Origin of the sequence: Culturomica massiliensis (assembly GCF_900091655.1) — a bacterium.
Classification (GTDB): domain Bacteria; phylum Bacteroidota; class Bacteroidia; order Bacteroidales; family Marinifilaceae; genus Culturomica; species Culturomica massiliensis.
The window spans coordinates 1-26,378 of record NZ_LT594621.1 but is presented as its reverse complement, the minus strand read 5'-3'; the positions used below and the strand labels follow the sequence as shown (position 1 = coordinate 26,378).

25 protein-coding genes are annotated in these 26,378 nt (G+C 42.4%); 11 read left to right on the top strand and 14 right to left on the bottom strand.

The genetic code is table 11. The features are described from left to right. The first annotated feature begins 7 nt into the window (after positions 1-7). The 9 genes from BN8908_RS01245 to BN8908_RS01205 all read left to right on the top strand — a co-directional run bounded on the left by BN8908_RS01245 (position 8) and on the right by BN8908_RS01205 (position 11,493). Positions 8-655 carry an AlbA family DNA-binding domain-containing protein gene (locus tag BN8908_RS01245; protein WP_068688522.1) on the top strand — a complete coding sequence of 216 codons (648 nt, stop codon included), beginning with the start codon at positions 8-10 and terminating at the stop codon, positions 653-655. 80 nt (positions 656-735) lie between these two features. Beyond that, positions 736-2,196 (top strand): decarboxylating NADP(+)-dependent phosphogluconate dehydrogenase, encoded by a 1,461-nt coding sequence (gene gnd, locus BN8908_RS01240; protein WP_068688520.1) that lies wholly within the window; start codon positions 736-738, stop codon positions 2,194-2,196. A gap of 40 nt (positions 2,197-2,236) precedes the next feature. Further along, complete coding sequence (zwf, locus tag BN8908_RS01235) at positions 2,237-3,760, top strand: glucose-6-phosphate dehydrogenase (RefSeq protein WP_021987675.1); 1,524 nt, start codon at positions 2,237-2,239, stop codon at positions 3,758-3,760. Then, positions 3,757-4,488 (top strand): 6-phosphogluconolactonase, encoded by a 732-nt coding sequence (pgl, locus tag BN8908_RS01230; protein ID WP_068688518.1) that lies wholly within the window; start codon positions 3,757-3,759, stop codon positions 4,486-4,488. Before zwf ends, pgl begins: the two co-directional genes overlap by 4 nt. Positions 4,489-4,645: 157 nt before the next feature. After that, positions 4,646-5,035, top strand: coding sequence for a methylglyoxal synthase (locus BN8908_RS01225; RefSeq protein WP_021987677.1), 390 nt, complete (start codon positions 4,646-4,648; stop codon positions 5,033-5,035). Positions 5,036-5,183: 148 nt separating this feature from the next. Further along, positions 5,184-5,600, top strand: a complete 417-nt coding sequence (locus BN8908_RS01220) for a DUF6769 family protein (RefSeq protein WP_068688516.1) — start codon at positions 5,184-5,186, stop codon at positions 5,598-5,600. Between the two features lie 215 nt (positions 5,601-5,815). Next, positions 5,816-7,102: an efflux RND transporter periplasmic adaptor subunit gene (locus tag BN8908_RS01215; protein ID WP_021987679.1), complete on the top strand. Its 1,287-nt coding sequence runs from the start codon at positions 5,816-5,818 to the stop codon at positions 7,100-7,102. A gap of 72 nt (positions 7,103-7,174) precedes the next feature. Then, entirely contained in the window at positions 7,175-10,291 is a 3,117-nt protein-coding gene (locus tag BN8908_RS01210) for an efflux RND transporter permease subunit (protein WP_068688514.1), read from the top strand. A 23-nt stretch (positions 10,292-10,314) separates the two neighbouring features. Beyond that, positions 10,315-11,493 carry a TolC family protein gene (locus BN8908_RS01205; protein WP_068688512.1) on the top strand — a complete coding sequence of 393 codons (1,179 nt, stop codon included), beginning with the start codon at positions 10,315-10,317 and terminating at the stop codon, positions 11,491-11,493. Positions 11,494-11,564: 71 nt separating this feature from the next. On the opposite strand, the gene BN8908_RS01200 is transcribed toward BN8908_RS01205, so the two are convergent. The 9 genes from BN8908_RS01200 to BN8908_RS01160 all read right to left on the bottom strand — a co-directional run bounded on the left by BN8908_RS01200 (position 11,565) and on the right by BN8908_RS01160 (position 17,367). After that, the gene (locus tag BN8908_RS01200) at positions 11,565-12,206 is read right to left on the bottom strand and encodes an HAD family hydrolase (protein WP_021987682.1); all 642 of its coding nucleotides are present in this window, start codon (positions 12,204-12,206) and stop codon (positions 11,565-11,567) included. A gap of 33 nt (positions 12,207-12,239) precedes the next feature. Further along, positions 12,240-12,722, bottom strand: a complete 483-nt coding sequence (locus tag BN8908_RS01195) for a PaaI family thioesterase (RefSeq protein ID WP_068688510.1) — start codon at positions 12,720-12,722, stop codon at positions 12,240-12,242. A gap of 167 nt (positions 12,723-12,889) precedes the next feature. Beyond that, positions 12,890-13,258: a GntR family transcriptional regulator gene (locus BN8908_RS01190; protein ID WP_021987684.1), complete on the bottom strand. Its 369-nt coding sequence runs from the start codon at positions 13,256-13,258 to the stop codon at positions 12,890-12,892. Between the two features lie 5 nt (positions 13,259-13,263). Next, on the bottom strand, positions 13,264-13,650 hold the full coding sequence (locus tag BN8908_RS01185; protein WP_021987685.1) for a hypothetical protein: 387 nt from the start codon (positions 13,648-13,650) through the stop codon (positions 13,264-13,266). Positions 13,651-13,656: 6 nt separating this feature from the next. After that, a complete protein-coding gene (locus BN8908_RS01180) occupies positions 13,657-14,571 on the bottom strand; it encodes a hypothetical protein (protein WP_068688507.1) in 915 nt (304 codons plus the stop codon). Between the two features lie 7 nt (positions 14,572-14,578). Further along, positions 14,579-15,403 carry an ABC transporter ATP-binding protein gene (locus BN8908_RS01175; protein ID WP_021987687.1) on the bottom strand — a complete coding sequence of 275 codons (825 nt, stop codon included), beginning with the start codon at positions 15,401-15,403 and terminating at the stop codon, positions 14,579-14,581. A gap of 143 nt (positions 15,404-15,546) precedes the next feature. After that, positions 15,547-15,939: an HIT family protein gene (locus BN8908_RS01170; protein WP_021987688.1), complete on the bottom strand. Its 393-nt coding sequence runs from the start codon at positions 15,937-15,939 to the stop codon at positions 15,547-15,549. A 48-nt stretch (positions 15,940-15,987) separates the two neighbouring features. Then, positions 15,988-16,464, bottom strand: coding sequence for a transcription elongation factor GreA (gene greA, locus BN8908_RS01165; protein WP_021987689.1), 477 nt, complete (start codon positions 16,462-16,464; stop codon positions 15,988-15,990). 225 nt (positions 16,465-16,689) lie between these two features. Then, on the bottom strand, positions 16,690-17,367 hold the full coding sequence (locus tag BN8908_RS01160; protein ID WP_021987690.1) for an HD domain-containing protein: 678 nt from the start codon (positions 17,365-17,367) through the stop codon (positions 16,690-16,692). A 269-nt stretch (positions 17,368-17,636) separates the two neighbouring features. Between BN8908_RS01160 and BN8908_RS01155 the strand changes: the two genes are divergently transcribed. After that, on the top strand, positions 17,637-19,100 hold the full coding sequence (locus BN8908_RS01155; RefSeq protein ID WP_068688505.1) for an amino acid permease: 1,464 nt from the start codon (positions 17,637-17,639) through the stop codon (positions 19,098-19,100). Here BN8908_RS01155 and BN8908_RS01150 read toward each other — a convergent pair. From BN8908_RS01150 to BN8908_RS01135, 4 genes are all read right to left on the bottom strand, one after another. Then, positions 19,080-19,670 carry a uracil-DNA glycosylase family protein gene (locus BN8908_RS01150; RefSeq protein ID WP_021987692.1) on the bottom strand — a complete coding sequence of 197 codons (591 nt, stop codon included), beginning with the start codon at positions 19,668-19,670 and terminating at the stop codon, positions 19,080-19,082. The genes BN8908_RS01155 and BN8908_RS01150 overlap by 21 nt on opposite strands. A gap of 142 nt (positions 19,671-19,812) precedes the next feature. Further along, the gene (locus tag BN8908_RS01145; protein ID WP_068688503.1) at positions 19,813-21,201 is read right to left on the bottom strand and encodes a cytochrome c peroxidase; all 1,389 of its coding nucleotides are present in this window, start codon (positions 21,199-21,201) and stop codon (positions 19,813-19,815) included. Between the two features lie 58 nt (positions 21,202-21,259). Beyond that, positions 21,260-22,042, bottom strand: a complete 783-nt coding sequence (gene ccsA, locus BN8908_RS01140) for a cytochrome c biogenesis protein CcsA (protein ID WP_068692033.1) — start codon at positions 22,040-22,042, stop codon at positions 21,260-21,262. Positions 22,043-22,060: 18 nt separating this feature from the next. Then, entirely contained in the window at positions 22,061-22,840 is a 780-nt protein-coding gene (locus BN8908_RS01135) for a cytochrome c biogenesis ResB family protein (protein ID WP_021987695.1), read from the bottom strand. 484 nt (positions 22,841-23,324) lie between these two features. Here BN8908_RS01135 and BN8908_RS01130 point away from each other — a divergent pair, with 484 nt between their 5' ends. Further along, positions 23,325-24,731, top strand: a complete 1,407-nt coding sequence (locus BN8908_RS01130) for an MFS transporter (protein WP_021987696.1) — start codon at positions 23,325-23,327, stop codon at positions 24,729-24,731. A 365-nt stretch (positions 24,732-25,096) separates the two neighbouring features. Here the strand turns inward: BN8908_RS01130 and BN8908_RS01125 are convergent, their stop codons facing one another. Beyond that, entirely contained in the window at positions 25,097-26,326 is a 1,230-nt protein-coding gene (locus tag BN8908_RS01125; protein WP_068688501.1) for an IS4 family transposase, read from the bottom strand. Between the last annotated feature and the right edge of the window lie 52 nt (positions 26,327-26,378).

Below are 26,378 nucleotides of genomic sequence, written 5' to 3'. Positions count from 1 at the left end.
TTGCACCATGAACAGGCTACACAAAGGACACCATTACATATACGATCTGATCTGCCAGGGAGAACACCAGCAACAGGACTTCAAATTTGAAATTTCAGACGCACGCAAAATTGCCAAAAGCCTGTCTGCTTTCTCAAATACGGAAGGAGGCCGGTTACTGGTCGGGGTAAAAGACAACGGGAAAATTGCCGGAGTCCGTTCTGAAGAAGAAATATACATGATCGAAGCTGCCGCCAGACTATACAGCAAACCAGTCATCGACTGTGAAATGCATACACACGAAATCGAAGGACGGACCGTATTGGAAGTCATCATCCCCAAGGGAGAACAAGGACCCTATTACGCCAAAGATGAAGACAATCACTACCGGGCTTACATACGCATAAAAGACGAAAATATTTTAGCCAGTCCGGTCCATTTACGCCTCTGGCAATATAAACACGCCCGTAAAGGGGCTTTCGTCCGTTATTCCATCCACGAACAACAATTATTGGATTATTTGAATACCAACGGTAAAATCACTTTATCTCAATATTGTAAACTATCAGGACTCCCCCGTCCCAGAGCCATAAATACATTGGCCAAATTCATCGCCTTTGATCTGATCGAAGTCGTCTATTCGGAAAAAACATTTTTCTTCCTTTCCAAACCCTGAAAGCCGGAACAGAAGTAAACTGCAATTTTTAAACCTTACTTCTTTTCTCTCCGTATATCCGAAATCAAATCTATTCTATTATGAAAAAATCGGATATTGGAGTTATAGGACTGGCCGTTATGGGAGAAGGGCTGGCCCTCAATCTGGAAGATAAAGGATATCACGTATCTGTATACAACCGTCCACACCCCTCCCACAGTGTTGTTCAGCATTTCATGCAAGAATACGGAAAAGGTCGCCGATTTGAAGGATTCGAGGACCTCAAAGCTTTTGTCCAGTCACTTGAACGACCACGTAAAATACTGATGATGGTTAAGGCAGGTACCGCTGTCGATCAGGTTATCGAGCAGCTATTGCCTCTTTTGGAATCCGGAGATATTCTCATTGACGGAGGAAATTCCAATTTCGAAGACACTGAAAGACGAGTACAATACGTCGAATCCAAAGGCTGCTATTATATCGGAGCAGGCGTATCGGGCGGGCAGGAAGGAGCATTACACGGAGCCTCGATCATGCCGGGAGGTTCCGGGAAAGCCTGGCCCCAAGTGCGGGAAATACTTCAACGTATCGCAGCCAAAGCAGAAGACGGAAGCCCTTGCTGCGAATGGATCGGTGGAGGTGGTGCCGGGCATTTCGTAAAAATGGTACACAACGGAATCGAATATGCCGACATGGAACTCATTGCCGAAGCATACTTTGTTATGAAACAAACTCTTAATACGGGTAATCCGGGAATTGCCACCTGGTTTGAAGAATGGAACAAAGGAAAACTGAAAAGTTATCTGATTGAAATCACTGCAGATATTCTACGTCACAAAGACACAGAAGGTAACTTTCTCATCGACAAAATATTGGATGTAGCAGGTCAAAAAGGCACCGGCCGCTGGTCGGTTATCCAGGCAATGGAACTGGGTATTCCCCTAAACCTTATTGCAACGGCTGTATTTCAAAGAGACCTTTCTTCTCATAAAGACTTACGCATCACAGCCGCCCGGAAATATAAAACGGACGCTCCCGTTTTTACCCACAAACCGGAGATCATGTATCAGGAAATACATGACTCTCTCTATGCTTCGAAAATCATTTCCTACACACAGGGATTCGCTTTGATGCAACAAGCTTCCGAACATTTCCATTGGGAACTCAATCTGGCGGCTATCGCACGTATATGGCGGGCAGGCTGTATCATTCGGGCTGCCCTGTTAACCCCCATTGCAGAAATCTTCGACTCAACACCTCATTTGGAAAATTTACTTCTTTCCTCCTGGTTCCGGGAACAAATCAGAGAAGTACTTCCCAACTGGAAAGCTTTATTGATAAAGACAACCCGGGAGAATACAGCAGTTCCTGCTTTTGCAGCCGCTTTGAACTATTTCTACTCACTGACAACGCAGACCCTTCCTGCCAATCTGATCCAAGCCCAACGTGACTACTTCGGAGCGCACACCTTCGAACGTACAGACCGTCCCCGGAATGAATTCTTCCACGAAGACTGGACGGGTGAAGGGAACGACACCCATGCCGGCATTTACAATGCCTGAAAAAACAATGCCATACACACAACTTTAACAACATCAAACTATGCAACCTTTGGTAGTGATTATTTTCGGCGGTTCAGGCGATCTGACAAAGCGTAAACTAATGCCTTCCCTCTACATGCTTTTCAAACGGGAAGAGTTGCCTGAACACTTTGCAATACTCAGTATTGCCCGTACCTCATTTACGAATGAAGAATACCGCAAACATATCCGGGAACATCTCAGGAAATATACCAAAACAGAAGAGTTTAATACGGAATATGCTGACAATTTTCTGAAATCCGTTTATCACGAAACATTGGATCCATCATCCGAAGACGCCTACCCCGCTTTAAAAAAACGACTGGACGAATTGGACAATACGATCGACAACCCGGGAAATTACCTCTATTATTTAGCCACACCTCCCGTTCTGTACGAAACCATACCCCTCTTATTACAAAAAGCAGGACTGAACCGTCCGACCGAAAAGAAACCCGGTTTCAAACGTATCATCGTCGAGAAACCTTTCGGACATGACCTGGAGTCAGCACGACACCTAGATCACATATATACTTCAATCTTCGATGAAAATCAGATATTCCGGATAGACCATTTTTTGGGCAAGGAAACAGTACAAAACATACTGGCACTTCGATTTGCCAATGTCGTACTGGAACCGTTATGGAACCGGAATTACATCCATCATATAGAAATTACGGCAGTAGAAAATATGGGCGTTGAACAGAGAGGGGGTTTTTACGACCAAACCGGAGCCTTGAAAGACATGGTACAAAGTCATCTGTTACAGGTGCTGGCCGTATGTGCCATGGAACCACCTGTTTCCTTCGATGCAGACAGCTTCCGCAACGAAATCGTAAAAGTCTATCAATCCCTAAAACCCATGACCCCGAAAGAGATTCGCTCACAGGTTGTCCGTGGGCAATACACGGCTTCTGATGCCGGGAAAAAACATTTTTCTGCCTACCGGCAGGAAGAAAAAGTCGATCCCCATTCCCGGACCGAAACTTATGTCGCAATGCAAGTAAACATCTCTAACTGGCGTTGGGACGGAGTACCGTTCTATATCCGCACAGGTAAACAAATGCCGACACAGGTATCGGAAATCGTCATTCATTTCAAACAGACCCCTCACATCATGTTCAGCAGTTTGACACACTGCCCGCACCCTAACCGTATGATCATCCGCCTGAATCCCAATGAAGGAGTCGTATTCACATTGAGTATGAAAATTCCGGGATCGGGCTTCAATATGGGAGAAGTTCCGGTTGAATTCACATACGACAGTTTAGGGGGTGTCCCTACCGGAGATGCTTATGCACGCCTACTGGAAGATTGTATTCAAGGAGAAACGACACTGTTCACCCGAAGTGACGCCGTTGAAGCCAGTTGGCGCTTCCTGGATCCGATTCTCCAATTGTGGGCACAAGACCCTAAGATACCGTTATACGGTTACCCGGCAGGAAGCTGGGGACCGGGGGCGGCTGACCGGATAATCCGGGAAGAAGGCACATGGACAAACCCTTGTAAAAATCTGACAAAAACAAACTTATACTGTGAGCTATGAAAATACACATTTCCGACACCCCGCAAGAGGCCGCACGTGTAGTTACACATCAGCTTCTGAAACAGTTGGACACCATCCGTAAAGATTCCTTCAGTCTAGCCATTTCAGGCGGATATTCAGCAGAATTACTTTTCCGCTTATGGGCGGAAATGTATTATAAAAGTCTTCCCTGGTACCGTATACACCTTTACTGGGTCGACGAACGATGTGTCTCCCCGACAGACGGCGACAGTAACTACGGCCTGGCTAAAAAACTGTTTCTCGATAAAGTAAAGATCCCACACATGCAAATCCATCGCATTATGGGAGAAGCGAATCCGCAGCATGAAGCACAACGCTACTCGGAATTGGTAAAAAAAAACTTACCGGACAATGACGGATATCCCCAATTCGATATGCTGATCCTGGGTATGGGGACAGACGGGCATACATCTTCCGTATTTCCCGGTCAAAATGACCTGCTCACGTCTCCGCAACCTTATGCCGCTTCCATCAATCCCTACAACGGTCAACGCCGTATTGCCCTCACCGGACAGCCTATGCTCCGGGCCGGTTTGACTTCGTTTTATGTCATCGGAAGCGAAAAGGCCGAAATACTTGCGCAAGTACTAAATCCGAATACGGAAGCCGAAAAGTACCCAGCCGGATATATCGCCCGGCATGCAGATCACATCGAATTTTTCACCGATGAAGCAGCCGCCGGAAAATTGGGGAATACACTCAAATGACAGACAAATTCAAGATAAAGACAAAATTTTTATTATTCTATTTTTTTCCGTATTTTCGTACACGATTAAAATCACAGATTCTTAATCTGCAAGTCCCTCATGACCTGCATAAACAGAGTTTGTAATTTATAATTTTATAACTAAATATAATTCGATTATGAAAATTGCAGTAATTGCACATGACGGTAAAAAGGCAGAAATGGTTGCTTTTTTGAACAGACACATGGATTTTCTGAAATCGGTAGGGACAGAAATCGTAGCAACAGGCACGACGGGCAAACACGCTCAGGACTCCGGCCTTGAAGTGGAAAGATTACTATCCGGTCCACTCGGGGGAGATGCTCAAATCGCAGCACTGGTAGCTGAACATAAAGTACAAATGGTTATCTTTTTTCGGGATCCGCTGGGTAAACATCCCCACGAACCGGATGTACAAATGTTAATGCGTGTATGCGACGTACACAATGTTCCTATCGCTACCAATCCGGCTACGGCCGAAATGATGATCCGCGGTTTTCTGTGCTGTCATTCTGAAAACGACAAGTAAATTTGAAGTTACAAAGCCTTCAGGCTCTGTAACTCTGCCAGACAACGCAAACCTTTGCATGTAAGGTTTGAGGTCAAAATATAAAGACAAGCTTGTGCATTTAATCTAAATTTAAAATATTCAATATTTTACATATCTTTGTAAAAATATGAGAAAAAAACGGACAGCCATATTACCTCTTTATTTAGCCGGCATGATCCTGTTGGCGTTTACCGTTTTTCCTCATCACCATCACAACAACTACATCTGTTTTAACGTTTCCCATTGTGAAAAAGCAGATGGGAAACACAATCATCAACACGATTCCGGCAGGGAAGAATCGGGATGTATTTCTCATTTGTTTCAAACACAAATACACGGAAATTCATCCAGAAATATATTCAGTGAAAATCACGAACATATCCCTTTTCACCATTTCTTATTTTCCTGTTACATACTAACAGAAACCGTCGGGTTTTATATTTTCGAAGTTGAATCCGCCTGTTTCCCAAAGGCTCCTGACGAAAATTTCCGAATACTTCTTCTGACAGCGGATAAAGCCAGCCGTGCACCTCCTATCTGTTAAGCAGCACTTATCCTTCCAAATGATTCAGAAGGATCTGCAGCATTTATTTCAATTCAGATTTTAATTGCAGAACTTAGGTATTAAATGAACCTGATAACGGTTACGTTGGCAGAGTCTATTTACAACCTGAAATCTAAAATTGAATCATACGGTTTAATCCCTATAGGTGCCATCTCAAACCGTAAATTCAAAATAAATACTTAACATTTGAAAACATGAGAAATATTATCATTACACTTATCAGTATATCATTGGCTTTTTACAGCTGTAAAAATCAAAATCCGACTCTCGCACACACACACGAAACTCCCGAGGGACATGCAGAACACGATCATGAAGGACATAACCATGAGCACAAACCCGGAGAAAAACACGATGAGCACAACCACGAAGGACATAATCACGAAGGACATGATCACGAAGGACATGATCACGGGGGTAAAACAGAACAAAAAGCAGTTTCAGCCTCCGAACACAGCGACGAAATTATCTTTACAAAAGCACAAGCGGCTAAAACAAACTTTAAAGTAGAAGAAATACTGCCGGAGACATTTCACGGTGTTATCAAAACAACAGGACAAATATTACCGGCCCCGGGAGATGAATCGGTTATCGTAGCCACAAGCAACGGTATCGTATCTTACAACAAAACACTTACGGAAGGGAGTGCTGTACAAAAAGGACAAGTATTATTCAATATTGCTTCCCGGAATATCGCAGAAGGAGATCATTATTCCAAAGTAAAAGCCGGTTATGAAAAAGCCCGGGCGGAATATGAACGGGCGGTTATTCTTATAAAAGACAAAATTATCTCCCAACGGGAATTCGAAACCATACGTCTGGATTATGAAAATGCTAAAATCGCATTTGAAGCCATATCCGGTAACCGGACAGCAAAAGGCGTCGGTGTAACTTCTCCCTTGACCGGATATTTGAAAAACCTGCTGATAAAAGAAGGTGAATACATCACTGTAGGACAACCTCTGGCCACTGTATCACAAAATAAAAAACTGGTATTGCGTGCCGAGGTTTCCGAAAAACATTATAAATCCCTGAACCTGATACGAAGTGCCAATTTCAAGACTCCATACGACAACAAAGTATATGTCTTGTCAGAATTGGACGGTAAACTACTCTCTTTCGGAAAAGCCTCCAACACCAACTCCTTCTATGTGCCGGTTTCTTTCGAATTCGACAATAAAGGTGATGTCATCCCCGGCTCTTTTGTAGAAGTATTTCTGATTTCTGCCCCGATTGACAATACGTTAAGCATCCCTGTCACGGCGTTGACGAATGAAATGGGTACATTTTATGTATATGTCCAATTGGATGAAGAAGGATACCGGAAGCAGGAAGTCACACCAGGCATGAATGACGGCCGTCAGGTACAAATATTAAAAGGGCTCAAAGCCGGAGACCGGGTCGTAACCCAAGGTGCTTACCAGGTAAAAATGGCTTCTTTTTCAGGGGCTATACCTCACGGTCACAGCCACGAACATTAATAAGCCGGATACGGGAGATACACATCAATATCATTTCCCGGACACTTTACCAACTTCAATAAAACATGTAATATGCTAAATAAAATTATACAATATTCTTTGCGCAACCGGCTACTCATTCTAATGGCAGCCGCAATGCTATTGATCTGGGGTAGTTACACCGCCTCCAGAATGGAAGTCGATGTCTTCCCGGATCTAAATGCCCCTACTGTAGTGGTCATGACCGAAGCACAAGGGATGGCTCCTGAAGAAGTGGAACGTTTGGTTACTTTCCCTGTGGAAACTGCCGTAAACGGAGCCACCGACGTCAGACGTGTCCGTTCCTCTTCTACGACGGGATTTTCCGTCGTATGGGTTGAATTCGATTGGGGCACGAACATCTATACAGCCCGGCAAATTGTATCCGAAAAACTAGCTACACTAGGAGATGCCCTGCCCTCTACTGTCGGTCAGCCTACTTTGGGACCTCAATCTTCCATCCTGGGAGAAATGATGATCATCGGTCTGACAGCAGACACGACCTCTTTACAAGATTTACGAACCATCGCCGACTGGACCATACGTCCCCGGCTTCTCTCTACGGGAGGCGTTGCACAGGTCGCTGTCATCGGAGGCGATATCAAGGAATATCAAATCTTGCTGGACCCGTCACGAATGAAACACTATAATGTGACCCTGGACGAAATACTCCCGGTACTCGACAACATGACCCAAAATTCAACCGGAGGTATCCTCTACGAATACGGCAACGAATACATTGTCCAAGGTGTTATGGCTACCACCCAGCCGGAAGAAATCGGTAAGGCCGTTATCAAAACCACTAATGATGTTCCGCTCTTGATTTCAGACGTCGCAGATGTCCGTATCGGAGCTAAAGCGCCCAAACTCGGACTTGCTTCAGAGAAAGGCAAACCGGCCGTCTTGATTACTGTAACCAAGCAACCGTCGACAAATACGCTTGAATTAACGGAGAAATTGGATGTTTCTTTACAAGAGCTACAAAAAACCCTTCCGGCAGACGTACACGTCTCAACCGACATATTCCGCCAATCCCGATTTATTGAAAGTTCGATCAACAATATCCAAAAAGCCTTATTCGAAGGATCTGTTTTCGTGATTATCGTCCTTTTCTTCTTCTTAATGAATGTACGTACGACAATCATTTCACTCGTTGCCCTGCCTTTGTCTCTATTGGTTGCAATTCTGGTATTACATGCTTTAGGACTGACGATTAACACCATGAGTCTCGGAGGTCTGGCCATTGCCATCGGTTCTTTGGTTGACGACGCGATAGTCGATGTAGAGAATGTGTACAAAAGATTACGGGAGAACCACCTGAAAGCGGCAGAAGAACGATTGTCCTCCTTACAAGTTGTTTTCGATGCCTCCAAAGAAGTCCGGATGCCGATCCTCAACTCTACATTGATCATCGTCGCCTGTTTCCTGCCTTTATTTTTCCTTTCCGGCATGGAAGGCCGTATGTTGATCCCTTTAGGAATTGCATTCATTGTAGCCTTATTTGCTTCTACAATCGTCGCCCTGACACTCACGCCGGTCATGAGCAGTTATATGTTGACGACACGGAAAGCATTGAAAAAAAGCGAACAGGAACCTTTCGTCTCCCGCATTCTGAAAAAAGGATATAAAAAAGCGTTGATCACTGCATTGTCACACAAAAAGCTGATTATCGGAATAACCGGAGGTTTGCTGATTTTTGCCCTGGTTATCATGTTCGGACTGGGACGTAGCTTTCTGCCTCCGTTTAACGAAGGCTCACTTACCATCAACGTAAGTACAATGCCCGGCATTTCTCTGGATGAGTCGGATAAAATCGGACGAATGACCGAAGAAATACTGATGGATATTCCCGAAATACAAACCGTTGCCCGCAAAACAGGTCGTGCAGAACTGGATGAACATGCCTTGGGGGTCAATGTCTCTGAAATCGAAGCTCCCTTTATCCTGGATAAACGCAACAGGGACGAATTTCTGGCAGATGTACGCCAGCAATTAGGTATTCTCAAAGGAGTAAACATCGAAATCGGACAACCGATATCCCATCGTATCGATGCAATGCTTTCCGGAACAAAAGCCAATATCGCCATCAAACTCTTCGGAAACGACTTGAATAAACTATACAATATAGGTACGCAAATCAAATCGGCCATCAGTAACATAGAAGGCATTGCCGACTTGAATGTAGAACAGCAAATCGAACGGCCGCAACTACAAATCAAACCGAAACGGGACATGTTGGCTAAATACGGTATCACCTTACCCGAATTTTCCGAATTTGTCAATGTCGCTTTGTCGGGTAAAATTGTCTCTCAAATCAACGAAAGCGGTAAAGTATTCGATCTGACTGTAAAAATCGACGATTTTGCCAGAGATAATACAGAAGCCATCGAAGAGCTCAGTATCGATGCCAACGGGCGGAAAATACCGCTTCACTATATAGCGGAAATTCTGCCGTTAAGCGGTCCGAACACGATCAGCCGGGAAAATGTACAGCGCAAAATCGTGATTTCGGCCAATGTAGCCGGACGTGACTTAAAAGGTGTGGTTAACGATATCCAAAAAGAAATCGGAGCAAATATCTCTTTACCGGAAGGATACCACATCGAATACGGCGGACAATTTGAAAGCGAACAGGCTGCCTCCAGGATCCTCTTTCTTACCTCTCTGATTTCCCTGTTGATCATTTTTCTGATCTTGTATCACGAATTCAGAAATCTGTCGCTGGCCGGAATTATTATGCTCAACCTCCCGCTGGCTATCATCGGGGGAATCATCAGTATTTGGACAACTTCCGGAGTGATCAGCATTCCTGCTATCATCGGCTTCATATCCCTTTTCGGTATCGCTACCCGAAACGGAATTCTATTGGTATCACATTATAACCAATTATACTCAGAAGGTTACAATCTGAAAGACAGTATCATACAAGGTTCATTAGACCGTCTGAACCCGATATTGATGACAGCCCTGACCTCTGCCCTCGCTTTGATACCATTGGCTGTCGGCGGAGATCTGCCGGGAAACGAAATTCAAAGTCCGATGGCCCAGGTCATATTAGGAGGATTACTCAGCTCGACTTTACTGAACGGATTTATCATTCCGATCGTATATTTCTTATTGAAACACAAACAACGCAATTCTGCAGTACAAAACGAAATACCGCTCCATTAATAACGGCATAATACAATAAGCACATGAAAAAAATTATATACACTACCTTCTTTACAGGCCTGTCATTCTTATTGCAAGCCCAATCAGACATCGGCAGCATATTGACAAACATTGCCGTCAATAACAAAACTTTACAGGCAAGCAGTCATTTGACAGAAACTCAAAAGCTGGAAGCACACACCGGTAACTACCTCTCCAACCCTACAATCGAATTCAATCAATTGTGGGGCGATAAAACCACCGGCGGAAATATCAATGAACTGGCAGTCGTTCAATCTTTCGACTTTCCGACAGTCTATACCAATAAAAACAAATTAGCGGGTTTAAAATCAACCGGATACGACTACCAATTCGCTGGTATCCGTCAACAAATTTTATTGCTGGCCCAACAAACCTGTCTGGAAATTATTTACCTACGCAAACAACAGGCATTGCTGGACGAAAGACTGGAAAATGCCCGTCATCTCTCCGAACTATATGCCAAACGCCTGGAACAAGGAGATGCCAATCAACTGGAGTTGAATAAAATCCAACTAGAACTACTCAATGCCCAAAACGGAGCCCGGCTCAACTCGGCAGCCCTAAAGGCAAAACAAGAGCAGTTACAAACCCTGAACGGGGGTATACCCATTGAATTCACCGGTACTCAATACCCTGTAAGTGAAAACCTGCCGGATTTCCAACAACTGGAAAGCGAGTATATGGCTCTGGATCCCAACCTAAAGAATCTGTCGACACAGGCAGAAATTGCAGGACGTGAAATTCGTTTGAGCCGCGCACAAAGCTTACCCAAATTTGATATCGGTTACCGGAGAAATGGAGGCAGCGATGAAACCCTCAACGGATTTGTCGTAGGCTTGTCAATACCGCTATTTGAAAATAAAAACACCGTACGAAAAGCAAAAGCCCAATTCGAATATTCAAATGCAGTTATCGAGGATAACACGCGCAACCTGAAATCCAATTTGCAACAATTATACGAGCAGGCCACCGCCCTGCAAACCTCCTGCAAAGAATATTCCGAGATATTGACAAAACAACACAGTGTAGAATTATTGAATAAAGCCCTGATGGCAGGACAAATTTCAATGATCGATTATTTTGTAGAACTCACCACATTTTACGACAGCCGGCAAAACTACCTGAATGTAGAAAAAGAGTACTACAACACACTCGCTCAACTATACCGGTATAAGCTATAACCATATCCCCCGAAAATAAAACCGGATTTTGTATTTTTTACAAAATCCGGTTTATTTGCAAAATACCGTTATTAATTCAAAAGCAAATCCGGGATACATTCCATCCCTTGTATAACATCTCCTTTTTCCAGCAAACGCCATTCACTATTGTGCCCTCCGGTATACAACAACTTCCCGAATCCTAAAGCTTCCGCTACCTCGGCATCATGAGTCGTATCTCCGATCATAAGGGTTTCCTCCGGACAAATACCATACTTCTCAACCATCCGTTTTCCCCGTTCGATTTTTCCGGCCGCATATATATTATCAGAACCGCAAACCTGAAAAAAATAACGGCCGATATTGAAATCCTTCACCATTTGAGAAAGTAAATCCTCACGCAAAGCAGAAAGTATATATTGTCGTATTCCTGCTTTTTGCAAAGCATCCAGCGTTTCCCGTACCCCCGGGTTCAATCCGATTCCTTCCGCAAAAATATCGTATGTATCCACAAAATCCACCGAAATATCATGTAGCGTCTCCTTTTGTAAATCAAACCCTACCCGCCTGTAAAAATCCTCCACCGGAAACCCGAAAACATCCCGGTAATTTTCCAAAGACAACGTCTTCAGCTTCCTTTTTTCCAACATCCGGTTCAGCGTATTTACACCTGTATTCTTATCGTCTAACAACGTTCCGTTCCAATCCCAAACAATGTTCTTATACTGCTTCATTATTCTATTTATCCAAATTCAACATCCTGCAGCTCACTCCTTATAAAATGCTTCTACACCCGGCCAATCCAGCTTTTTACGTGCAATCTCTTCCGGATAAACCATATAAACGACATCGGCTTCCGTTGCCAGTTCTCCTGCCGCATTAAAAAGTTCGACACGGGCAGTAACCAACCTTTTTTCTGCCTTCGTCACCTTGGCACGCAAATGAATTCCTCCCCGGTTGGTATAAACCGGTTTCCGGTATTTTACAGCCATCTCGGTCGTCACTCCGGCAGTCTTCGCATAAGAGAAGATAGCCCAACTGGCAATCTCATCGATAAGGGTCGCCTGAATACCTCCGTGCAACACGTGAAAAAAACCCTGATAATTTTCCGAAGGCTCCCAATCACAAGTAATATATTCACCTTCATCAAAAAATTTACACTTCAACCCGTAGGGATTGGCCGGAGAACAACCGAAACAGTTGTACCCCTCCAAATCCGCATAAGCATTATACATTTCACGTCTCTTCATAAGTTATTCACAACTTGATTTCCAACTGTAAAATTAATTCATTTTCCGAAAAATAATTCATCGGTTCCTTAAACTTTACGCAGTAAGCCCGTTTTTATTATTTTATAAAAACATTTAAACATACCGGGACCTCATGCAGGACATTCGTAGATAAACGGTTTTACCTCCTAGGCAGACTTATGAAGATAGTCTTCAAAACCTTTTGCAATTTCCTCTCCGGTAATTCCAAGTAATTTCATACGCCTGAAAAGCTCCGGCAACTCTTGCTCCAAAAAAGCTGTCCGCTGATCCTCCAAAATATGTTGTCGTGCATCTTCATATACAAAAAAGCCGATTCCTCTTTTATTATATATGATTTGCCGGTTTTCCAACCATTCATAAGCCCGCATGACAGTATTGGGATTCACCTCCAATTGCATGCCCAGTTCCCGGACAGAAGGTATTCTTCCATCCCCGCTCCATTTGCCCGAAACAATATTGTCACAGACAAAATCGGCTATCTGCATATATATTGCCTGAGTATCCTTAAAATCCATAACTATTATTCTTGAAAATCAACATTAGGTGCTGCGGACAGGATTACCTGCATAGAATCCGGAATCGTCATACGGATATAATCGCGGTCTGCTCCCATCGGGGAACCGATATACAGCGTATCTCCCGCCAAACGCATGGCTTCTTTATTTGTCCGGCAGAGATTTCCTCCCCTAATCTGAACCCGGTCTTCATCTGTACGCCGGATTTTTACATACATTTCCGTATTTCGAATAACAACGGCTTTCAGATCTGTACGGCGGATAGCATCAACCAGTTCATTCACCTCCCGCCGGTCTTCCATATTTGTATAAACATAACTCTTCAATACACCCCATAAAATGAGCAAAAAAGCAACATATAAGGCAATCAATATCAAATCGTATTTTTTCATAGCTTCTTACTTTAATTGTTTTCTTTTTAATTTAATCCATACCACCCACAAATAGATAAACGGGAAAAGATAAAAAGCCAATCCCCAATAAGGTGAAGGCAAATCCGGTTCCACATTCACCATTGAAGATAGGTAATAAGCTTCCATAACATGACGTACAATAAGATACATAAAATACCCCACTACCAGGAAGAGTAATAAATGTAATAATGTCGTCAACAAAATCACCCGTTTCCGGAAAGTTATCGATCCCCACATAAATATGGCAATCACATACAACCAGCAACCCAATATCGGGTAAAATGAGAAAGCAGTATGATAAGAACAACTGAAATCATCCCGATTGACAACGGTTAAAAATCCACTGTCCCCGGAAGATATATTCAGGACATTAGCAAGCGACGGACGCAGCATTTGTTGTCCTTCCTCGATCAACGGAATTTTCATGCCGAACCATCCCGTGGTATAACTTGCCTGACTTATCCCACTGTATTTATAAGTATTCACAAGCCAGTCCAGTCCATAAAACAACAGTAAATAAACCAAAAAGAAAACGACAGTCGAGTTTAAAAAAGCCAATAAATACTTCTCAAAAGAAGAGGCCGGCAACAACAAGGTACTTACCGATTTATAAGGTGAAATGACATTCTTAAACGAACGGGCAGCAACAACAATAGAAAAGAAAAACAGGACACTCCAAAAAACGATAAACTGCCTTTCAGCCTGTTCCCTGACAAACGAAATTTTTGTTCCATCTGAATTGACGACAGTATACTCCGGAGTAAAAGGATTAAAACGACAAAGACACAAAAAAGTCACAACAGCAATGACAGCCAGTAATACCAGATTTGCTCTCAAATTCTCACGATTCGTCTTTATCCATAAAGCACCGAATCTATTTATATTGAATATCTCTTTCATCTCTTCTTTATTTTAACATTTGACAGATCCGATCCGGATTTTGCAGCACGGCATTGAAAAACAATTCCATATCCAAACGGCTATCCTGATTCCCGGCATTCGGCACACACCCCCAACGTCCTCTTATGGAAACTTCTTCAAACAATACGTCATCTCCTTCTGTAACTTGTTTAAAAAGTAGTTTCTCCGTTATTTGATCCGTCGTCGCATTAATCAAAATACGACTTTCATCAATAATCACAATTGCATCGATCAAACTCTCCAAATCCCTTACCTGATGAGTTGAAATAATCATACAACGATTGTCTCCGGATACAGAAGAAATCAATTTCCGGAAACAACTTTTGGCAGGGATATCCAAACCGTTCGTCGGTTCGTCCATTACCAACAAGGCCGTATTACAGGCCACCCCCAAAGCTATTAAAGATTTTTTCTTTTGTCCATAGGACATCCGGCTAAAACGTTCTTCCATAGGAACTTCCAATTCATTCATATATTCCTCCAACTGCTCCTTATTAAAACGAGGATAAAACGGAGCCATTAAGCCGATATAAGTCCGCATACTCATATCCGGCAAATAAAACTCCTCCGGAATAAAAAATAAATCCGATAAAAAAGAAGGATGACGCAATGACGGACAATCACCCAAAACTTTCAACTCGCCCCGATCCGGGAATAATAAACCGGTAATCAGCTTCAGCAAAGTACTCTTACCGGCACCGTTCTTACCAAGCAAGCCATAAACATGACCAGCTTTCAAATTCAGGTTCAAACCCGAAAAGACAGCATGTCTACGGCGATATCCAAACCCTAATTCTTTCATTTCTATCATAATCTTAACTTTTAGGTATACATCAATAATAGTGTATTACATCACTAATACACTACAAATGTATACACTTTTTCGGAAAAACAAAAAAAATAGAGGAAATCTTCTCAAATTTCCTCTATTTTTCTATGTATAACCCTCTTTTATTACATATTAGAAGCTATTAACCCGGCACATGCCTGCATGTCTTCCTTGGAAAATTCTTTTTTCGGATTAGCAAAATTAAGATCATTCCCTCCCTGAAGAGGCACCAAATGAATATGTGCGTGGGGTACATCCAAACCGATAACGGCAACTCCCACCCTTTTACAGGGCACACTTTTCTGTATAGCCTTAGCGACCTTTTTAGCAAAGACCATCATTCCGGCCAATTCTTCATCACTCAGATCGAACAGATAATCTTCTTCCCTTTTAGGAACAACCAGTGTATGTCCTTTTTGTAAAGGAGCAATATCCAGAAAAGCATAATACTTATCGTTCTCTGCCACCTTATAAGAAGGGATTTCACCGTTTATGATTCTTGAAAAAACAGATGCCATAATTTACAGTTTCAAAATTTGAAAATCGGATCATTTAAAACAAAGCAATTACAGACTGATATCCATAATTTCAAATTCAACTTCTCCCGCCGGTACATTTACTTTAACGACATCCCCGACTTTTTTCCCGACCAAAGCCTGAGCAATAGGCGTATGAATCGACAATTTTCCGGCTTTAAAATCAGCTTCGGTTTCGGACACCAACGTATAAGCCATCGTTGCTCCGGTCTTTACATTTTTAATTGTCACCTTATTAAGCATCTGTACTTTCGAAGTTCCCAACTGGGATTCGTCAATAATGCGGCAACTGGCAATCGTATCCTGCAATTGAGCAATCTTCGCTTCCAATAAGCCTTGTGCGTCCTTTGCTGCATCATATTCCGCATTTTCCGAAATATCGCCTTTCTCAATGGCTTCCCCTATCGCCTTGGAAATTTTCGGTCTTTCCACATTCTGTAGTCTGTCAAGCTCATCCTGTAGCTTCTTCAAACCTTCTTTGGTTATATATGATACTTTTACTCCCATAATATATAATTTAAGCTCGTTAATACATAAAAAAAATAAATGACACTTATCCTCCAATAAGTGCCTTTTATCTATAAAAGAATTCCTATAACTTGGAATCCTCACCTCCGATACAAAAATAGAAACTTTCCGTGAATAAAAAAAGTTTTTCAACAAAATTATTCAAACGTTTTCATTTCAAATTTCTGGAAATAACCCGATAACAAGCTGATTAAAAACGATTACCTACAACAGCCTTTGTCCGTTTATCACCAGTTCAAATCTGATCTGCAAATATTCTGCAGCTTTCCGGCTAAGCATCATTCGGCCGAGGAATATCTCAAAATAATCCATGACAGCCGAAATTGTCGTATCGATTTTCAACTCCAATACAATAGCCGTTTTATCTTCATTAAAATAAATTTTAGACTCTTCAACGGCATAGTTAACCCGGTCGTGAATATCAAAATTGGCAAAGTCTCGGTTGCGTACACGGCTCCGTCGTACATCGGTCTTATCTGCTAAAATCAAAGCGGCAGCAATGGGATTAATCGCAGCAGCAGTACTTTCATCGTGATTTCCGATGGCACTGATTACCTGAGCGATTTCGTTGGCCTCCATACCCATTTTTTCCAATAAACGAAACGCCAGAATTGCTCCGCTCTGGGCATGATCGATACGGTTCACGATATTACCGATATCATGCATATACCCGGCTATCTTCGCTAACTCTGCCTCCCGTTCCGGATATCCCAATGTCTTCAATATTTTCTCAGCAGCATCTGCTGCCTTCACCACATGAGCAAAAGAATGTTCCGTATACCCCATGGCAGATAAAGCTTTATCCGCCTGTGATATATAACACTTGATCTCTTCATTGCCCCGCACGTCTTCAAAAGTGACTCTCTTATTTGTATTCTGCATTTTAATCTGATTATATATTTTTACGGTTCATACCGTTTTCCCCTTTTATACTTTCTGAAGCTTTAAAAGTTACTAAATTACGGATAAAAAAGCTTCAGCTAAAACACCGGAAATACTTGTATCAACCGCAAATCAAAAGTAATAAAACCCTTTCAACCTTCTCTTACTCTTGTCAATATTTTTTAACGGAAACCCATAAACCTATTTCCTGTTCATCCGTTAGTAAAAAAATAAAAATTTAATTTCTAAACCACCCCTATTCCTAAACGATGAAAAAAATAAAAAATATTTCTACCACTCAATTGGCCCTGATGACAGCCGCAGCTATCATCAGCCTGCGGGGATTACCCATGATGGCCCAGGAAGAACTGACCATGTTCTTCTACATCTTTTTTGCCACATTCCTGTTCCTGATTCCGGCAGCACTTGTCGGAGCAGAACTCGGCAGTGCTTTCGCCGACCGGGGAGGCGGTGTATACACCTGGGTAAAAGAAGCATTCAATCGGCCTATGGGATTCACCGCCATATTTTTACAATGGATACAAAATGTCGTATGGTATCCGACAGTACTCGGATTTGCCGCTGCCGCCGTTGCCTATATGATCGGGAAACCGGAACTGGCACAAAACGGTGTATTTGTAGGGGTATTTGCCATTGTCATGTATTGGTTCGCTACCTGGATAACCTTAAAAGGTACTTCCGTTATTTCCCGGATTACCAGTCAGGGATTTTTACTGGGAACGGTCTTGCCGGGAATCGTTATCATCGTTATGGCGATTATCTGGCTGGCCGGAAAGAACCCGATAGCTTTCGAACATATACCGGACTCTGTCAACCAGATCGTAAATACTGCCGGTAATCATGCACATCCCCGCTTCTTTCCACACATGACAGGAATGAGCGATATTGCATTTCTGGCCGGTATCCTGCTCTTATTTGCAGGAGTCGAAGTACATGCCGTACACGCCCCCGAATTGAAAAATCCGCAAAAACAATTCCCGGCAGCCATGTTCCTGGCAGCCCTCATATCTTTCGGACTTTTTACGCTCGGAGCATTAGCCGTAGCCATCGTAACTCCCTACGACCAGATTAATTTACAGGACGGTCTATTGGTCACTTTTACACAATTGTTCGATCACTACCACATAGGTTGGCTCACCAACATCATAAGCCTGCTCATTGCATTCGGAGCTCTGGCCGGCGTCATGTCCTGGATTTCAGGACCCAGTCGCGGTCTCCTTTGGACAGCACACGACGGTGAGTTACCTGAATTTCTGAAAAAAACGAACAAAAACGGTGTACAAATTCACATTCTGCTTATCCAGGGATGCCTTGTCACCGTACTTTCTTCACTTTATATTGTAATGAGTAATGTCAGTGTCGCCTTCTTCCTGTTAAGCGCCCTGACAATCGGTCTGTACCTGATTATGTACATGCTGATGTACGCCTCCGGCATCAAATTGAGATACACCCAACCGGATCTGCAAAGAAGCTACCGGGTACCCGGAGGAAATACAGGCATGTGGATCATTGCCGGAATAGGTTTTCTGGCCGTATTATTCTCTTTCATCGTCACCTTCTTCCCACCGTCCCAGTTGCCTGTCGGGAGCCCCGCATTTTACACGGGTTTAGTCATCACAGGTACTGTTATTTTTGTGGGTATCCCCATTATCATCAGTCTGACCATGGAAAAAAAGAGGAAAAAACAGGCCTTACACGGACAGCATACCTAACTCGCAAAACATTTGCCTATATATACGGGCTTTCTCTTCCAGAGGCTTTGGATAAGCCCTGGAAGAGGAGGGCATCCGATAAATCCGCAAATCGCGTCCGTTGTAATTACACCCGACATATCCCCCCACCGAGGGTTGCGGCGCATCCAACAAAGCAAACAAAGTATCTGTTGCTTTCTGCCCCGTCGTTACCAACGCGCGGCACTCCGGTAATTGCTCCAACACCTTTTGTAAATCGATCGATTGAACGATCTCCAAAAACTTATCGGAAGCATTTCCTTTTTGTCGTATGACCTCCCGGGCCGTATCCGATAAAGCAATTCCTTTCCGGTTTAAAAAATCTTTTATAGAAACTTCGTCAAAAGATTTTCGGTCTTGCGTCAGAAAATATTCCTTATTCTCAAAAAAGACCCAACCGAAAATACGCCACATGTCATTCTGAAAATTAGGATAATAAAATTCCATCTTCCATCTTTTCCGGGCCGGAGGAAAACTACCCAGCATCAAAAGTTTTGTCCCCTCCGGAAAAAACGGCTCAAGCGGATGCAATTCTGTAGGTAAATCAATCATAATAAGCTCTTAATTAGAACAAAACGGTTAAATTTACGATTTTAGCTTGAAAAAATAGCTGATCCCGCTGAATTCCAACCGCAAATCAACGTTTCCAGATGAATCAATCCAAAATCTAAAATCGTAAATTCAATTTATACGCTTACTCTAAACCCGGGTGTACATAACTCATCATCGGATTTTCTCCGGTCAATGTCTTCATAAACAAAACCAACTTATCGATTTCTTCCTTTGAAACTTCCTTACCGGTCTGAAAAGTAAACATCGCTTCCGTAGCCGCTTCCAACGTCTGTGCCGAACCGTCATGCAGATAAGGAGCCGTTAAAGCTACATTTCGCAATGTTGGGGTTTTAAAACGCTGGAAATCCACAGAATCCTGAGTGACATTAAAATGACCGTAATCTTTATTATCGTGAAGCGGTAATCCCCGGTGTTCAAAATAATCCGCCACAATCCCCATATATTCATAGGACCGGCCACCTATATTTTCTCCGGCATGACAAGTAGCACAGTTGTATTTTTTAAACAGATGATAACCGGCAATCTCATCCGCTGTCAATACATTTTTATCTCCTTTCAGATATCGGTCAAAACGACTGTTCGGAGTCAGCAACGTTTTTTCAAATTCAGCAATAGCATCCGTAATCGTATGCTCACTAATTCCTTCGGGATAAATAGAAGCAAACTCTTTTACCATCTCTTTATCAGCCCTCAACTTACCGTTAATTTCATCCCAGTTCGATCCCATTTCCAAAACATCCAAAGGAGGACCGCCTGCCTGAGCCTGTAAATCCGCAGCTCTTCCATCCCAAAACTGACTCATATTCAGACCGGCATTATATACAGTCGGAGCATTAATACCTCCGATTTGGTCGTAAATTCCCTTCGACGTTTTCAGACCGTCTACACCAGCCTTATGCAATGGGTGACAGGTTGCACAAGATACCGTATTGTCCGCAGAAATACGAGTATCGTGATAAAGTTTAAATCCCAAAGCCACCTTACGGGGATCGACAGGAATCGAATCAGGAACCGGTTGCAGCGGTTCTCCGGCGAATTCAGGCGCAGCCAATGAATTCGGATAATAAAACGCACGGGTTTCTTTCACCCAACGGGTTAAAACATCCTTTTCCGCATCATTATAAGACGTTCCCCAATGTATCATTTTATACTTTGTCAAAGGCATCGACTCATTTATCATACTCTGTTCGATCTTCGCCAAATTAACTTCCGAAACCGGCTTACCGGCTTCCAATTCCTGGCATACTTTTCCTAAATCGATATAACGCAATCCGTTACGCATATCCTGTTGTACCAATTTTCCAGCTACCGGAAAATTAGAGTAAAACGGTTTCTCTGCATCCGAAGCATGACAGGCCAAGCAACCGTTATTCGTCAATACCGCTTTTACCTGTAAAGCCAAAGAAGCTTCGGGGATGGATTTACGAAAATTAAATCTGTAAATCGCAATCGCTCCCAATCCAAGAATCAACACCAATAAGGTGAATAAAAACGCTCGTTTTTTGTTCATAACCATTCCTTTTTAATTCATATTCTATTTCGTTCCCTGCCCCTCTTTCTGTAAAAACTTATGCATACGTATGTATGCTCATTTCTGCCGAAGGCAAATAATTAACTCCGTACCAACATATCTGTAAAAATAAAAATGCCAACACCACAATCCATAACGCACAGGCATATTTCTGCGGATAACGGTAGCGTACATGTACATACATCAAATAGGTAAACCAGGTTATCGCCGCCCAGGTCTCCTTCGGATCCCATCCCCAATAATGTCCCCAGGCTTGTTTCGCCCAGATAGCACCGAAAAGCATCCCCAAAGTCAATAAAGCCAGTCCGGTATACACCAAATTATCGGCAACACTGAACAAAACCGGACGTTTTACACGTCCTGCCGGTAAACAACCGTATATTCCGACCAGCATGGCACATCCCAATAAAGCATAAGCGAACATATAAACAATTACATGAGGTACAAACCAAGCACTCTGCAAAGCCGGCATCAATGCCTTATCGTGAATTTCAGGTTTCAATAGATTGACAACAATAAAAACGACAGACAAAACCGCACTTACAGACAATATCCAAGGGTAACGCCAGCGTAAATACACCATCAGCCCGACAACAGCCACAAACCAGGAATAAAACAAACGGGTTTCTCCCATTGTACGTAACGGCGGACGTTCCAAAAACACCCACAAACCGCCGATAAAGCCTCCGAATATTAAGATCCCAAGCAGAGACAAAGCAATCACAGCCTTTCCCCTTCCCTTACGGTAGGCCAACAAAGCTGCGACACTCCAGCACAAAACAGCACCCGCAGCAAATATGATAAAATCATCCCAGGTCAACATCATTTTCTTTTTACATTATTGATTCGGTTTACGCAACGGGCCGCATACCACCAGTCCGACAGCTCCGATGATCATCATTAGAATCCCGGTATATACAATACCCAGCCATGGATCACGCACCAATAACAAGACGGAATACAACCCTTTTTCCCGATCGTAATTGTCCTGATATATAGAATAGCCTCCAAAATCGACCGGTTCATTCACCTCAATTGCTGTATACAGCCGGCACTCTTTATTTTGTAAAATCAACTCCGAACGAAATTTCTTGGGAACCCGCTGCATCCGGTCGTAATATTCAACCTGAAACTTTTCCAGCGTAACGGTAAACGGAAGCGGATACAATCTTCCCGTCTCATCCACAGCCGTATATTCCGGCTGCCGGAGATAAGCAATCAATTTTACCGATTTCCGGTCAGGAGCCCCCCATAATGCTCCTCCCAAAGCCAACCACAATCCCAAATGATTCAACAGAAACAAAACATTCCGCAACGAACACGCACGAATATGTCTAAGGACAACCAAACCGAGATTTACCCACAACAGCAGTAACAAACACACAAAAGGCCAGGTACAAAACCATCGTCCGGCCAATATCCCTTCTCCCAGCAACACAAAAATCAAGCTACCGATAATCCACAATGTTCCCTGCATACCCCCCAACCATTTCACAAACCGGTTTTCCCTGTAATAGACATACAAAAAAATAATCACGCCCACCAGAAAAATGCCCGCAATTAAATTGAGTGGAAAAGCAAAATAAGCCAAACGGTCTATATAAAAAACATTTTCCATTACATCGGTTTAGTTTTGATTTATGTTTTTCTTTTCTCCGTATGGGAGAACTGTGGGTTCAATCTAAAATTACACACTGAGACGGACTCATTGTGTAATTTCTACACTTATCAATTTAAAATTAAGTCTTCCTATAAATTGTAAATTTTAGATTGTAAATTTTAAATTGTTTGGCAATCTAACTCATTATCAGATTTTTTAATCTAAAATTAAAATGTTTATTTATTTATAATTCCTCTTTTTGGCAGCGAAGAATCATAGATATAATCTAAAATCGTCAATCTAAAATTTAAAATCCTGATTTCACACTGTCAAAAATATAAAAGAATTATAAAGGAATAATAATCATATATAAAATCATTCATTCTTATTATTTATGTACACATAAATAAAATCTATAATTTACCAATTTTAAATCTAATTTTGTATATATAAGATTTTTATTAGTTTTGCACAATTCATCAATAACACAAATTAATAATACATGAGTACGACAGCAAAAAACAAAGAAAAAATTCGCTTCAGCAAAGCATTCTGGGTCGCCAACACAGTTGAATTACTTGAGCGTGCTGCCTATTACGGAGTTTTTATTGTAATCACCCTTTATCTCAGTCGGATCCTTGGTTTTAATGATATTCAGGCTGCAACAATAGCCGGTACATTTTCAGCTTTTCTTTATTTATTACCGACTTTCGCCGGTGCTCTAGCCGATAAAATCGGTTTCCGCAATTCCATGCTTTTAGCATTTGGGCTTTTGACTTTAGGCTACGGAGGCCTTGCACTTTTTCCAACTTATCTGGAAAGCGCCGGCTTGGTGGAATATAGCCAGACCACCACATTCAAAGGATTAACGGACAGCAGTATACGTTATGGAATTATCCCCATCATGGCTCTCATCATCATCGGAGGTGCTTTTATTAAAAGTGTCATCTCCGGTACGGTCGCCCGGGAAACAACAGAAGCAACCCGGGCAAAAGGTTTTGCTATCTTTTATGCTATGGTCAATATCGGGGCTTTTTCGGGAAAAACAATCGTAAAACCGTTACGTGAAGCTTTAGGCAATGAAGGACTTATTACGCTCAACTACTTTTCAGCATCCATGACATTGCTGGCTTTAATTGCTATTTGGTTTTTCTACAAAAGCAGCAATCACAGCGGAGAAGGAAAAACATTCCGCCAGATATGGAAAGCTCTCCTGAAAGTATGTGCCAACGGAAGACTTATCCTGCTTATCCTCATTATTACCGGCTTCTGGATGGTACAACATCAACTGTATGCCACAATGCCCAAATATGTTTTGCGTTTGGCCGGAGAAGGAGCTTCTCCCTCCTGGTACGCCAATGTAAACCCCTTGGTCGTTGTATTGACCGTCAGTTTAGTAACTCAGTTGATGAGCAAGAAAACAGCACTGACATCCATGACGATCGGAATGTTCATCATGCCGATCTCCGCCTTGTGCATGGCCTCCGGAAATATGTTCAATACGGACACCACCATCTTAACCATGCATCCGGTCGCTTTTATGATGGTTGTCGGCATTGTATTCCAGGGCTTAGCAGAAACGTTCATCTCTCCCCGTTTTCTGGAATATTTTTCCTTGCAAGCACCCAAAGGGGAAGAAGGATTATACCTCGGATTCAGCCATCTTCACTCGTTCCTGTCCTCCATCGTAGGATTCGGACTCTCCGGTTATTTACTCAGTAAATATTGCCCGGAACCCACTCTTTTCTCAACACAGGAAGAATGGCGGGCAGCCAGCGCTAACGCTCACTATATCTGGTATTACTTCGCAGCCATCGCCCTGGTATCCGCAATAGCCCTGATCATTTACGGCCAAATCGTCAAAAAAATAGATAAAGCCCAATTGCAAAACAACCCGGCGAATTCATAATACCAAGTCTAATATAGACTACCCCTCAGATCCTACAGCAATTTACTACCGATAAATAACTGTAACCTCTGCGGGGTAATTCATTAAAAAAAATTACACAGTGGGACGGACTCACTGTGTAATTTCTGGTCTACGGTTTTAAATCAAATCACGCGAATCACGCAGACTTCGCTGAGAAATCCCAGACAGAAATAAGCGATTACTCATCCGGATTAAGTCAGGCCGTAAAGAAAATGCCAGACGGAAAAAATCAAAAAAATACACAATGGGACGGACTCAGTCATGTTCGGAAGAAAAAATATTGTCCATGGTTGTCTTTTTCCATATATTCTTTTTTTCTGGTCTTCTCAAGTGCTCCTAAATTTTCAGACAGGAGGTCTGAGTTGCGTTTTATTCAGATCTCCCCCGCTTTCAATAACGATAATGGCCATAATCAGATTTTCGAGTTCAATGCCCATTCTTCTGACAGCCGTGGTATATCCGATATTATTTTCCCGTTTATAAATCATCACCAGCATAGCCGTAATCAGGGTCATATACATCACAATCTGTATTCCGTTTTCATTCATGGAGAGAAAATGGCTGAAATTCAGTTCCTGTTTGATAAAACGAAAAAAGACTTCAATATCCCACCGTCGACGGTATATCTGAGTAATAGTCTGAGCTGTAAGTTCCAGACAGTTAGTTATGAGTAAAATTTCGCCTTTACCCTGAGGTTTAAAACGCACTACCCGGAAAGTTTCATCAACGAGTCTGGTTGTTACTACTTTTCTTCCTTCTTTATTGAGTTTTTCTTCCCGTTTATAAAGTTTAACCAATTTGTCTTCAAGAAGGTCTCCGTCTGTGAAAACATCATTTCCCTTTTTCAGGTCCTCCACCACCAGCATTTTCCGTTTATCGGTCAGTCTGCCTACAAAAAGGAGTCCATCCTGACTTTTCATTGTCCTGAATGCTTCGGCAGAATTCTGACCGCGGTCAAGGATATAAACAGAAGAGTGATCCTTTATCTTTTGAAAATGGCTGAGCACATTCTCAGGAAGTACATGGGATTCGCTGGCTTCACTATCACCCGAATGAGTCGTTGCAAAAGAAGCAAACATTCCGTCAAAATTGATGGTATATTTCATCATTTTCTTTTTCCCGTAAAGATTGCCGCACGGCATTCCCTGTTTGAGGTGATTGCAGGCTTCACTTACAAGAGTACTGTCCACACGCTGAAGACATAAGTTTTCGATCTCTTTCGTACTGTATAAAGAACTGAAAATATGATAGATCGTTTCGTAGCACTCCCGGAAGAAATCAGTATTCATGGTGGACAGACGATCGGATATGGAACTATGGGATATCGTTGGTTTACCTTTAAAATTAAATAAAGTACGAAAAAGAGGAGAGGAAAAGGAATCAGCCAGACCACGCTGGCTCAATTTATCTGTACGAAGGATTCCTGATAAAAGCAAATAAAACATCAAACGGCCATTCAATACTTTGGCATAATGATCAACTTTACTTTTAGTGGCTATTTTTAGGATATGTTCATCAGGAATCTGACGCAATAGCTGAATCAAATCAATTTTCTGATTAAAGATGGTTGACATATATCTATTGTTTATGAAAACAAATATAGATATTTAAATACAAGTCAATACA